Annotated in this window: 8 protein-coding genes; all 8 read left to right on the top strand. The window is 50.6% G+C overall.

Annotation, left to right across the window (positions count from 1 at the left end; translation table 11 throughout):
- The first annotated feature begins 18 nt into the window (after positions 1–18).
- Entirely contained in the window at positions 19–1,359 is a 1,341-nt protein-coding gene (gene prsR, locus AB8516_RS19810) for a PEP-CTERM-box response regulator transcription factor (RefSeq protein ID WP_369162880.1), read from the top strand.
- Positions 1,360–1,417: 58 nt separating this feature from the next.
- Entirely contained in the window at positions 1,418–4,231 is a 2,814-nt protein-coding gene (gene prsT / locus AB8516_RS19815) for an XrtA/PEP-CTERM system TPR-repeat protein PrsT (RefSeq protein WP_369162881.1), read from the top strand.
- Between the two features lie 40 nt (positions 4,232–4,271).
- Positions 4,272–4,913, top strand: coding sequence for an XrtA/PEP-CTERM system exopolysaccharide export protein (locus tag AB8516_RS19820; RefSeq protein WP_369162883.1), 642 nt, complete (start codon positions 4,272–4,274; stop codon positions 4,911–4,913).
- A 29-nt stretch (positions 4,914–4,942) separates the two neighbouring features.
- On the top strand, positions 4,943–5,887 hold the full coding sequence (locus tag AB8516_RS19825) for an XrtA-associated tyrosine autokinase (RefSeq protein WP_369162884.1): 945 nt from the start codon (positions 4,943–4,945) through the stop codon (positions 5,885–5,887).
- Positions 5,888–6,394: 507 nt separating this feature from the next.
- Complete coding sequence (locus tag AB8516_RS19830) at positions 6,395–7,492, top strand: Re/Si-specific NAD(P)(+) transhydrogenase subunit alpha (protein WP_369162886.1); 1,098 nt, start codon at positions 6,395–6,397, stop codon at positions 7,490–7,492.
- A gap of 43 nt (positions 7,493–7,535) precedes the next feature.
- On the top strand, positions 7,536–7,823 hold the full coding sequence (locus AB8516_RS19835) for a proton-translocating transhydrogenase family protein (RefSeq protein WP_069121713.1): 288 nt from the start codon (positions 7,536–7,538) through the stop codon (positions 7,821–7,823).
- Between the two features lie 11 nt (positions 7,824–7,834).
- Positions 7,835–9,235 carry an NAD(P)(+) transhydrogenase (Re/Si-specific) subunit beta gene (locus AB8516_RS19840; RefSeq protein ID WP_108293433.1) on the top strand — a complete coding sequence of 467 codons (1,401 nt, stop codon included), beginning with the start codon at positions 7,835–7,837 and terminating at the stop codon, positions 9,233–9,235.
- 326 nt (positions 9,236–9,561) lie between these two features.
- Positions 9,562–13,473 carry an ATP-dependent RNA helicase HrpA gene (gene hrpA / locus AB8516_RS19845; RefSeq protein ID WP_369162888.1) on the top strand — a complete coding sequence of 1,304 codons (3,912 nt, stop codon included), beginning with the start codon at positions 9,562–9,564 and terminating at the stop codon, positions 13,471–13,473.
- Positions 13,474–13,532 lie beyond the last annotated feature (59 nt).

Raw genomic sequence — 13,532 nt, forward strand, 5'->3', positions numbered from 1 at the left:
AGTAAAGCTACTAACCAGATGAAATCGCTAATAATAGTTGAGGATGATCCGGGACTCCAGCGTCAACTCAAATGGAGTTTTGACGGATATGAGGTGCATATCGTCGGTGACAGGAAGAGTGCCATCAACTGTCTGAGGAAGACATCAGCGCCTGTGGTTACCCTTGATCTCGGTTTGCCGCCCGACCCGACCAATGTCAGCGAGGGATTCGCCACATTGCAGGAAATATTGAATTTAATTCCTCAAACAAAAGTCATAGTGGTGACGGGTAATGACGATCGTGAGAATGCCCTGAAGTCTATCGAATTGGGCGCCTATGATTTTTATCAGAAACCGATAGACCCTGACGTATTGCGGGTTATTATCGAACGCGCATTCAATGTACATGGTCTGGAAGATGAGAATCGCAGGCTACATATCATGCAACGCAATTCACCACTGGATGGTGTTATCGCAAACAGTCCGGAAATGCTGGAAATATGCAGGATAATAGAGAAGATAAGCCCGACGGATATAACAGCACTTCTGCTGGGCGAAAGCGGGACCGGTAAAGAGGTGCTTGCCAGGGCCATCCATGCCCTGAGCGACAGAAGCGGTGAGAAATTTGCCGCCATAAACTGTGCTTCGATACCGGAAAATCTTTTGGAGAGCGAGCTATACGGTTATGAAAAAGGTGCTTTTACGGGAGCCTCGAAAAGAACGGTAGGAAAGATTGAGACAGCAAATGGGGGAACCCTGTTTCTCGATGAGATAGGCGATATGCCCATGGGTTTGCAGGCGAAAATGCTGCGCTTTCTACAGGAAAGGGTAATCGAGAGGATTGGTGGTAGGGAAGAAATACCTGTGGATGTCCGGGTGGTGTGTGCAACCAATCAGGATTTGGAAGAGAAAATTGCACAGGGTGAGTTTCGCGAGGATCTCTATTACCGAATCAGTGAAATCTCTATCAATATACCACCATTGAGAGAGCGTGCGGGTGATGCAGTGCTGCTGGCTTGGTCATTTTTAAAAAAATATGCGAAGCAGAACACTTCGAAAGTCAGCGGATTCACTAAGGAAGCATTGAAAGCCATCGAGGGCTATAACTGGCCAGGGAATGTCAGAGAGCTTGAAAACAGAATAAAACGTTCTGTGGTTATGGCTGATGACCAAATGATTACTCCCAGTGAACTGCAATTGACTGAAGGGAGCGAGGATGTGATGCCGGTCAATTTGAGAGAGGTCAGGGAGCAGGCAGAGGCAAAAGCGATAATACGGGCCATGAGCTTCGTTGGTGGAAATGTATCAAAGGCGGCTGATCTACTGGGAATCAGCAGACCAACCTTATATGACCTAGTGAACAAATACGGTCTGAAATAGATCGATTCAGGAGTTGCAGAGTGTTTTCAATACGGCCGCATTTGATGGTGGTTCTGAAATGACAAGGGCAGTGAATACCGTAAGACAATTGAACCTTTGGGCATTACTATCTGTAATCGTGCTGCAGCTTATGCTGTCCGCATGCACAGTCGGTAAGGATGACAGTGAAGCCTTGGCTTCTGCTAAAACCAGTTATGAAAGCGGACTCCATTCGAAAGCGATTATTGAACTCAAGCAAATACTTCAGAATAACTCTGCAAATACCGATGCCAGACAATTACTGGCCAGAAGTTACTTGAAAAAAGGCGACGGGATTTCTGCAGAAAAAGAGATAAAAACAGTTTTAGGCGACAAGTCGCCTACGGCCGATGTGCAACTGATCTTAATGTCTTCCTGGGAGTTGCAAGGGAAACATAAAGAGATTGTAGAGGCGTACGAAAAAGGGAGGTTTGACAGCATCGAACCTATGAGGGTGTGGGGTGTTGTCTCTCACTCTTATCTCAGTGTGGAAGATGTGGAGAAGGGAACGGTACTTGCCGAAAAAATGCTTGAGAAGGATACGGAAAGTGTCACTGCATTGCGATCGCTGGCGAAAGCGGCAAGTATGCGGAATGATGATACTGAGGCGTTGGAATATTTACAGCGTGCATTGGAGATAGATAATAAGGACTATAAGGTATGGCGTGACCTGGGATCTTTGCATGTAAAACTGGAGGATCACAGTAAGGCGGTTGAACTGTTGAAGGGTGCGCTGTCACTGATAGACGAAGATGATCCCAAGCAAGATGCGTATATAATCAAAGTCAATCTCACCCATTTGCTTTTTCACCTGAAGAGATTGGATGAGAGCGGTGTATATATTCGAGAGTTAGAGGCTCAATACAAAAAAAATCCATACGTTGCCTATCTCTCAGGTCTGTATGATTATTTGAAGCAGGATTATGAGAGTGCAGTTACCAAGTTGTCTCAGGCGCATTCAGTCATGCCCAATCACCTGCCGACAACCCTCTTGCTTGGCGCTTTGCACTTTTCTGAAAACAATTTGGAACAGGCAAATATACTGCTGACGAGATATGTCAATCAGGTGCCAACCCATCTCCAGGCCAGAAAGCTTCTTGGTGAAATCAAGTTACGACTGGATAAACCGAAAGAGGCCCTGGCTTTGCTTGAATCTGGTGGTGCCGACAGCAATGATGATCAGATATTGACCATGATTGGTCTCGCAGCCAGTCAATCGGGAGAGTATTCCAAGGGGATCGAGTTTCTTAAAAAGGCTGCGCATGTCAATCCCAGTGACACCCGCATTCGTGAGGAACTGGCTCGACTCTATATCAATCATGGGTCTGTCGATGAGGCTATATCCGAGTTGGAGGACAAATGGGAAGGAGAGTCATCGAACAGAGATACGCTGTTGATCCTTTCATATATCAAGAAACAGGATTTCGACTCTGCGCGGAAACTGTCTGATCAGCTTCTGACGCGTGAGGGTGAACGTCCTGGAGATCTCTATCTGCGGGCCATGATAGAGCTCAATTCGGGGAACAGAAACTATGCAAGGCGGTACTTTGCTGATGCAGTCAGTAAAAGTGCCGAATTCATCCCTGGCCAGTTGGCGCTGGCAAGGATGGATCTTGAGGATGGTCGTTTGATAGCTGGAAGCGACAGGCTCAATCTGGTGCTTGCCAGAGAGCCGGGCAATGTCAATGCGATGATGCTGCTAGCACAGATTAGCGAACGTTCGGGCAGCCAAAAAGAGGCACTGGCATGGTTGGAAAAAGCCGTTGAAACGGGTAAGGATTCATGGCTGCCTCGGGTCATTCTGGCCAGATACTACTTAAGAAGGAAACAGCCGGATAAGGCAGCAGTTTATCTTGATGACAAGCAGCTTCGACAGAGTAACAACCCTGCCATCATATCCCTGCTTGCCATGATCGATCAGCAGACAGGCCACTATAATCAGGCAGAGTCAACCATTAAAAAGTTGCTGGATGATAATCCGGACAGCGAGATGGCCTATTTGCAACTGGCCGATCTGCAGACAAAGAGAGGGGATCTAGAGGCTGCAAGAACTACCCTGCAAAAGTTGGATAGAAAGATACCTTTATCCATTAAAGGTAAACTATTGCGTTACAAATTGGAGTTGCGGGATAGGAATTATCAACAGGTTGAAACGATAATAGAGCAACTGCTCGATAACGATAAGACCAGGCTTGTGGGTGTGACGCTTCAAGCCAACTACCATGAAGCAAGGGGAGATATAGTTAAAGCGATCAACAGCCTGGAAGCGCATGCCACACCCAAATCCCCCTTTATCCTGATACAGCAGCTGTCAGATCTGTATATCAAGAACAAAGATTCGATGAGTGCGATCAACCTGTTGACCAGCTGGAAGAGATCTCATAAGAACAATCAGCAGGTACAGTTGGCGCTGGCGATCGTCTATCAGACGATGGAGAAAATGAATGCAGCACTTAAATTATATAGTGATCTGCTGGAGGTGAACCCGCGAAATATAGTAGCCCTTAACAATTCTGCGCTGCTAAATTTTGATCAGGACCCTCAAAAAGCGCTTGATCAAGCGAAACTTGCCTATGAAATTTCAGGAAACGCCACTCAGTCAGTAGTGGATACTTATGCCTGGTTGACTCATAAATCGGGAGATACGGCTACGGCTTTGAAAATATTGTCACCGATTATGGATACGGCCTCAGACCCGTCTATTCTTTATCATTATGCTGTTATGCTTGCAGAGTCGGACAATGTGAAAGCGGCGAAAGAGGTGCTGGTGACGCTCAGCAAAGACCATGCGGACTTCCCCGAATCAGAGGAAGCGAAGAAGCTTTTGAGTGAGATCTCTCAAATTAAGGGTTAAAATAGTTCAAGTTAACATCATTGGATATCAGGAAAGCAATATGTTATCAATAGGTTACAAGAAAATACTGGGTTTTCTCTGGGTTCTTTCAACAATCATACTGGCGGCATGCTCAAGCCCACCCGAGATGACATCTCCAGAAAATCAGGTTCCCACCACTGTCGCTGGGCCGGATTCACCGCTTTACGTGATCGGACCCGGAGACACGCTCAATGTCTTCGTGTGGGGAGACAGCGAGCTCTCAACTCAGGTGGTGGTCCGTCCGGATGGTATGATCACTACACCCCTGGTGGAGGATCTGCCTGCGAGTGGAAAAACGCCGACTGAATTGGCCAGAACCCTTGAAGCCAAACTTTCCAAATTCGTGAAATCACCCAAAGTGACGGTCAGCGTGACAGAGTTTGTGGGTCGGTATACTGAACAGGTACGTGTCGTCGGCCAGGCTTCTCAACCGCAGTCGATCAACTACAGGGATGGAATGACCTTGCTCGATGTCATTATCGCTGTGGGCGGTTTGACTGATTTCGCAGCGGGTAACAAAGCAAAGGTGGTCAGGAAGGTAAACGGAAAAACAACAGAGTATCGAGTCCGCCTTGACGATTTGATCAGAGATGGGGATATATCTGCTAATGTTAAAATGATGCCTGGCGATGTACTGATCATCCCGGAAACATGGTTTTAATACCCATCAATCACAGGAAAGCGGTTTAGATGAGCAGCATTGAGAAAGCCATTGAGCGTTTAGCAAAAACCAAATCGAATAAAGGTAATGCGAACGAATCAGCCAAGACAACGGATGTTACAAATCGTGATAAAACGATTGAAAAAGCCAAGCCGGTACTGGAGCAAACAGCGTCTGTCACACCTGCTGTGGGTGGACAGCAATCTGCCGAACCCACTATTCCTGTCAGCAGGGAGCCTGTCGCGAGAAGCAGTGCCAAGAAGATTCATCTGGACTACGAATCACTGTCTCGAGTGGGTTATATCGTACCCCATTCCGGCAATAAGCAACTCTCTGAAGAGTATCGAATTATAAAACGCCCGGTTATTATGAACGCCCTGGGTAAGGGTGCGGCGCCGATAGAGCATGGCAATCTGATATCCATTTCCAGTTCACTGCCATCGGAAGGCAAAACATTTACCGCAATGAATCTTGCCTTGAGTATATCTACGGAACTCGATTCGACCGTGCTCCTGATTGATGGTGATGTATTGCGCTGCTCCTTGAGTACGCTGCTTGGTATCGAAAAGGAAAAGGGACTTATCGATCTGCTTGAAGATAAAAGCTGTACCGTTGGTGATGTCATACTCGAAACACAAATCCCAAGGCTAAAAGTAATCTCTGCCGGAAAACGCTCGGAAAAGTCGACGGAACTACTCGCCAGCAAAGAGATGGAGGAGTTCCTGAATGAAGTGGCTGTAAGGTATCATGACCGGATCATCATTTTCGACTCTCCTCCCATGCTATCAACCAGTGAATCAATCGTACTAAACCAGCACATGGGGCAGGTCCTGGTGGTGGTGGAAGCTGGAGGGACGCCTGTTGAAGCGATCAAGGATACGCTGAGCCGTCTGGACAGCGACAAGGCAATCGGTTTGGTACTTAACAAGAGTCGGGAAGTCAAAGGCGACAATTACTACGGTACCTATTATTAAGAACTAATCCGAATCGATAACATCCGTTTGTTATATCCCTTCTTCTGACTGTTCTCTGCAATTACCGGGGGCGACTGTTTACCGCCAGTAACTCTCGTGCACCCATTCTCGATAGCAGCTGAATGGGATCAAACGAGAGTGAGTTGCCTGATTCTCACCGGAAATTACTGTTCAGCCCCTGTTTCGGCATCCAAAGCTATTATCTGATTGGCTAAAATGTGAAAATATTCCCAAAACACATATTCTCTATCCCACCAGTATTTACCCGGTTTTGTTACATGAGGGAAACGTAGAATAGCTGTAATCAGTCATTTCAAGCATATCTAACATTCTGTTATTAAAGGAAATATAGTATTTATTCTGTGGCTGTTTTCTGCTTCAGGGGAATCCGGGGCAGGCAGGAATCGTGACATTTGTCTAATCTTGTGAATCAAGGCATTAGTCTGGATAATGATGCGCGCTCGACAAAGTGCTAATACGACCTAAATTTGGCTGAGTAGAAAAACGATGAAAATAGGCCTATTGAAAGAAACAGCGGTGGGGGAAAGGCGTGTCGCTCTTTCACCGGAAATCGTCAAGAAACTGACTAATAAAGGTTTTACCATCAAGGTTTCCGCCGGCGCCGGCGAAAACGCCGATTATACTGATGAACATTATCGGGACGCAGGCGCTGAGATAGTCGCTCCCGAAGACGCATTGAATGCCGACATCCTGGTACGTGTGCGTAAGCCTTCGGCGAGCGAGGCCGCTGAACTCCCCAAGGGATCGATATTGATCGCTCATATTGAATCCTGCGAACTCGATGAAACGCTGAATACGATTCTGGAGAAAGAGATCGTCTATCTTGCGATGGAGAGAGTTCCCAGAATATCCAGAGCACAAGCTATGGATGCCCTCTCTTCGCAAAGCAATATCGCTGGTTATCGCGCAGTAATTGAAGCCGCACTCCACTACGGACGTTTTCTGCCATTGATGATGACCTCGGCAGGATCGGCAAAGCCGGCCAGATTGGTGGTATTGGGTGCCGGTGTCGCAGGCCTGCAGGCGATTGCAACCGCCAGACGACTGGGGGCCGATGTGCTCGCCTATGACGTACGTCCGGAAACCAAGGAGCAGATCGAATCCCTGGGAGCCAAGGCCATCGAACTCGATATCGGCGAGAGTGGCTCCGGTGAGGGCGGCTATGCCAAAGAGTTATCGGAAGAGGCCAAGGCGAAGCAGCAGCAAGCCCTTGCTGATGAATTGAGCAAGGCGCATATCATAATCACCACCGCTTTAATTCCCTGCCGTCCTGCACCCGTATTGGTTACCGAGGAGGTGATCAAGAATATGCGTGACGGATCGGTGGTGATCGATCTGGCAGCGGCGACAGGTGGTAATTGTCCCTTGACCGAGGCCGACAAGGTGGTTGTAAAGCATGGTGTGACGATTGTCGGTCATACCAATTACCCCTCAATGGTGGCTTCTGATGCGAGTGCCTTCTTTGGTGGAAATATCATGAATCTGCTCAATATCATGGTGGAGAAGGGTGAAGGCGGCCTGGAGCTGAAGGATCTTGAGGAAGATGAGATCACCAAGGCGATGCGCCTGAGATCCGAGTCTTAAGTCAGCTCCATGTCACAAAAACAACCTATACGAGAGTGATCCCATGCCTGACACACTGGTTGCATTATATGTTTTCGTTCTTGCCTGCTTTATCGGTTACTGGGTGATATGGGGGGTAACCCCCTCGCTGCACACACCCTTGGTTGCGCTGACCAACGCTATTTCGGGGATCATCATCGTGGGTGCCCTGTTGGTGACCGGCCTGGAGACTGCAGGTACCGCTGCTGAGATTTTTGGCTTTGTCGCGGTATTGTTGGCTTCGATCAACGTCTTTGGTGGGTTTCTGGTGACCAACCGGATGTTGGCCATGTTCAAGAAAAAAGATAAGTGAGTGCCTGACCGATGGAGATATCAGCAAATACCCAAGCGATTGCCTATCTGATTTCAGCAATCCTATTCATTCTGGCGCTTAAAGGCCTTACCCATCCGGCATCGGCACGGCGCGGAAACTATCTTGGCATGGCGGGTATGGCCATTGCCATCCTAGCCACCCTGTTCAGTCATGAAGTGCAGTCATACGGCTTCATCCTGGTCGGCGTAATCGCCGGCGCGGTGATTGGTACGGTACTGGCTGCCCGCGTGCAGATGACCGCCATGCCGCAGTTGGTTGCGGCGCTGCATAGCTTCGTGGGTATGGCCGCGGTACTGGTGGCTATCGGCACCTATCTCAACCACGATGCCGCGGGTACCCTCAACCCGGTCATGATGGGGGAGTTATCGGCGGGTATCATCATCGGTGCGATCACCTTCTCCGGTTCAGTGGTGGCGTTTGCAAAACTGCAGGGATTGGTAAGCGGGGCGCCGGTAAAATTCAAGGGACAGCATGCCTTGAATGCAGCTATCGCAATCACAACGGTCTTACTCGGTGTCCACTTTGGCATGACAGGGAGTATGACCTCGCTGGTATTGATCACCCTGCTGTCATTCGTACTGGGTTTTACGCTGATCATTCCCATCGGTGGAGCAGATATGCCGGTTATCATATCCATGCTTAACAGTTATTCAGGATGGGCTGCTGCGGCAACGGGTTTTACTCTGGGTAATCTGTTGCTGATCATTGTCGGTGCCTTGGTCGGTTTTTCTGGCGCCATTCTCTCCTTCATCATGTGCCGGGCCATGAACCGTTCCATCATCAATGTTGTGTTCGGTGGTTTTGGCAGTGAGTCGGATGGTGCGCCCAGCGCGGTGGGTGTGGCTGCCGAGAAGGGTGTCAAATCAGCCTCGGTAGAGGACGCCATCTACTGGATGGAAGATGCCAACAAGGTCATTATCGTACCGGGTTACGGTATGGCGGTGGCCCAGGCGCAGCATGCCTTGAAAGAGGTGTTGGAGCTGCTTGAAGAGCGGGATGTGACGGTAAAGTTTGCAATTCATCCAGTAGCCGGGCGTATGCCTGGACATATGAATGTGTTGCTCGCCGAAGCGGATATTCCTTATGACCACGTCCTCGAGATGGATGAGATCAACCCGGAATTCCCCACTGCCGATGTCACGTTGGTGGTGGGCGCCAATGACGTGGTCAATCCGGCAGCCAGGTCAGACTCTTCCAGCCCGATATACGGCATGCCGATACTGGATGCGGCGAAATCGAAGCAGGTCTATTTCCTCAAACGATCCATGAATCCCGGCTACTCAGGTGTCGACAACCTGCTGTTCTATCAGGACAACACTTCACTGATCTTCGGTGATGCCAAGGATACGATCGAAGGTATGGTGACAGCGCTGAAGGGTGGCGGTCATTGATCCAAAGCCTGTTAAAAGTCTACTGAATTCACTTCGAATCGGCTGCTATTTGGTGGCGCCTATCCCACCGTGCGGTGCTGGAAATCCATCATAATCTGGATGGATCCAATCCAAAGGTGTAGGGTGCGGCTTGCCGCACCGGAACCTAACGTTTATCGTGGTATATTGATACCCAACGCAGTACTAACCAAACGCTCCAGCGTGGGAATGCAGAAACCAAGTATGATTCATATAATGTCAGGATAAAGCCCATGGCGCCTGGCCGGTGCTTTTGACGATCATTTCATCAACATATTTGCAGCATTTAACTCCTCCATAGTGTTATCGTGAGCGCGACTCTCAATGATTTTCCCGATCCGTTAGAGATCAGGCATTGCATGCTGCGGGATCGGCATCGCCTCTATCGACAACTTCGCGGTCTGAGGAAACGTGAAGCCAGTGGGGGGGATTATTCACAAGGGCTGATGAAGCTCTGGCACTCCATTCGGTCGTCACAGCAGTGCCTGATGCAACGCCGTGAGAATCTGCCACAAGTCACATATCCCGAGGTGTTGCCTATCAGCCAGCGGGTTGATGAGATCAAGGCGCTGATTCAGGATCATCAGGTGGTCGTGCTGTGTGGTGAAACCGGTTCGGGTAAATCGACACAGCTGCCCAAAATCTGTCTCGACATCGGTCTTGGCCTGTCGGGATATATCGGTCACACACAGCCGCGCAGGGTCGCCGCCAGGACATTGGCAACACGAGTGGCGAGTGAACTGGGCTCCACCACTGGTCAAGCGGTGGGCTACAAGGTGCGTTTCAACGATCGTGTTGGTCCCCATAGCTATATCAAACTGATGACGGATGGGATACTGCTCGCTGAAATCCAGCAGGACCCCTATCTCAATCAATACGATACTTTGATTATCGATGAAGCCCATGAACGCAGTCTGAATATCGACTTCCTGCTGGGCTATCTGAAACAGCTGTGTATCAGGCGTTCCGATCTCAAACTGATCATCACCTCGGCGACCATAGATCCTCAGAGATTCTCCGAATATTTCCATAATGCACCCATCGTAGAGGTATCGGGTCGCGCATATCCGGTGGAGGTGCGTTACCGACCGCCGGTTGAGGGGGGGGAGAACGAACGCGACGACCCGCTACAGCAGGCCATCGTGGATGCAGTGGATGAGCTGTCGCTGATCGACCGGGGCGATATATTGATCTTTTTGAGTGGTGAGCGGGAGATACGCGAGACAGCAGAGACCTTGCGCAAACACAGACTTCCCGCCACCGAAGTTCTGCCGCTCTATGCGCGACTCAGCATTGAGGATCAGAACCGGGTGTTCAAGCCCCATACGAGCCGGCGTATCGTATTGGCCACCAATGTGGCTGAAACCTCACTGACGGTACCGGGCATACGTTATGTTATCGATACCGGCTATGCGCGCATCAGTCGCTATAGTCATCGCAGCAAGGTGCAACGCCTGCCTGTGGAATGCATAGCCCAAGCTTCGGCGGATCAGCGCAAAGGCCGCTGCGGCCGTCTCGCCGCCGGGGTCTGCATCCGCCTCTTCACTGAAGAGGATTTCCAGGCCCGTCGTCTCTTTACCGAAGCGGAAATACAGCGTACCAATCTGGCCTCCGTCATCCTGCAGATGAAACTGCTTGGATTGGGTGAGATCAGTGACTTCCCCTTTATCGATCCCCCCGATCATCGTCTCATCAAGGACGGCTACCGGATACTGGAAGAGATCGGCGCGGTCGCCGGCGATCGCAGAATAACCCGTCTTGGCCAGCAGCTCGCCCGGCTGCCTGTGGATCCGCGTATCGGCAGGATGCTCCTCTCTGCGGCTCATAGTCACTGTCTGAAAGAGGTAATGGTGATTGCAGCCGCACTGAGTGTGCAGGATCCGCGGGAACGTCCGGTGGATAAGCAGCAGTTGGCGGATGAGGCCCATGCGAGATTTCGTCATGAGCAGTCTGATTTCCTGAGTTACCTCTCACTCTGGGAGGAGGTCGAGACGCAGAGAAAACATCTATCGAAAAACAAATTTCACCGCTGGTGCAAGCGGCTTTTTCTCTCCTGGAACAGGGTTCAGGAGTGGCATGACATACACCAACAATTGCGTGGACAACTGCATGAAATGGGGCTGCGTGAAAATAGTGCCGAGGCGGGCTATGAGGAGATCCATCGGGCCCTATTGAGTGGTCTTTTGAGTCATATCGGTTTAAAGAGCAACAGCCATGATTATCTGGGAGCGCGGAATACACGCTTTTTCATCCATCCCGGCTCCGCTCTCTATAAAAAGCAGCCGAAGTGGGTCATGGCGGCCGAGTTGGTGGAGACCAGCAAACTCTATGCGCGAACCTTGGCGGTGATTCAGCCTGAATGGGTTGAGAAAGCGGCGGGACACCTGGTGAAACGCAGCTACTCTGAGCCCCATTGGGAGAAAAAACGCGGCCAGGTTGCCGGCTATGTGAAAGTCGCCCTGTTCGGCATTACCCTGATTCCGCGCCGTAAGATCAATTTCTCACCCATCGATCCGGTGGTCGCCAGGGATATTTTCATCCGCTCGGCGTTGGTGGACGGGGACTTTTACACTCGAGCGCCGTTCTGGCGTCACAATCAGACGTTGATCGAGGCCATTCATGACCAGGAAGCCAAATCGAGACGGCGGGATATTCTGGTGGATGAGGAACGTATCTACAGTTTCTACGATCAGCGGATACCCGAGGGCATTTCAACCACACCCGGATTCGAAAAATGGTTGCGACAGCAGTCCAAGCAGCAGTCGAAACGCTTATATATGGATGAGTCCGACCTGATGAGGGACGGTTCGCAACGGATCTCCAGTGAGCAGTTTCCCGATCATCTCGATATCAATGGTATGCGACTGCCCCTGGAGTACCAGTTCGATCCCGGGAGTGCACAGGATGGCCTTACGCTGATTGTTCCACAGGATGTACTGAATCAGATCACCGAGGCGCGTCTGCAGTGGCTGGTGCCCGGATTGCTGAGAGAACGTGTGATTTCTCTGATCCGCGGATTACCTAAATCTCTAAGGCGTTCATTCGTACCTGTTCCCGAATATGCCGACGCCTGTCTTGCCGATCTGCCGGACAGTGACAGGCCCCTGATACAGGTACTGGGAGAGCGATTGAAACAGCTCAGCGGAGTCCATATCCCCGAAGATGCATGGACTGAGGAGGATATTCCCGTTCACTTGCGCATGCGGGTGCGGGTTGTCGATCGGGGTGGGTCCACTTTGGAGCAGGGGCGGGATCTGGCAGGTATGAAGCGGCGGCATGCGGGGCAGACGCAGGCGCAGCACCGGCACCTCAACTCCCCCGGTTTTGAACGCAACGGTCTGAAGGATTGGGATTTCGACAGGCTGCCGAAACAGTTGGGAATAGAACAGGGAGGAATCACACTCCAGGGCTATCCTGCCCTGGTGGATGAAGGGGAGAGCGTAGCGATTCGTCTGCTCGATGCCGAGAGCAGCGCCTTGCGTTCCCACAAGGAGGGGGTGAGACGGCTGATAATGTTGAAAATGCCCAAGGAGATGAGGTATCTGCGTAAAAACCTCGACCAGCTCGACCGGATGCGCCTGCTTTACGCCAAGGTGCCTGCGGTGGAGAAAGATCGGGAAGACGGAGAGCATCGGGATCTTGAAGATGAATTGGTATCGTTCATCGTCGATCGCACATTTCTCAACCAACTCCCGGAGATTCGCGATGGTAAGCGCTTTGAAGAGCGGCTGAGCAGCAGGCGGGGAAGACTGATGCAGCAGGCGAACAGCAGTTGTCAACAACTGCTGGAGATACTGGAACTGAGCCATCAAACCAGAAAAGCGATAAGCGCAATCACCCAGGTCAACTGGATGAGCTCTGCAATGGATATGCGGCATCAGCTGGAGCGTCTCGTCTATCGTGGTTTTCTGCAACATGTGCCGGATGAACGGCTCAGCGACTACCCCAGATACCTTCAGGGTATTTCGAAACGGGTCGACAAACTGACCCATGCCGCGGCACGAGACCGGCAGCGTATGCATGAAATGGCGGAACTGCAACAGCGATGGGAGCAGTGGGATCAGCAATGCAGGCAGCGTGGACGGGTTGACGATCGCATCGAGGAGATCCGCTGGGGATTGGAGGAGTTGCGCATTTCCCTGTTCGCCCAGGATCTGGGAACCGCCTATCCCATCTCGGTCAAACGCCTACTGAAGCGTATCAAAGAGATGGGACTCTAATCCCAGCCCCATCATATCGATTCCAGGTCAAATATTCCTATCGACTCTCCACTGTCATC

Origin of the sequence: Candidatus Thiodiazotropha sp. LNASS1 (assembly GCF_964212655.1) — a bacterium.
Taxonomy (GTDB): Bacteria; Pseudomonadota; Gammaproteobacteria; order Chromatiales; family Chromatiaceae; genus Thiodiazotropha.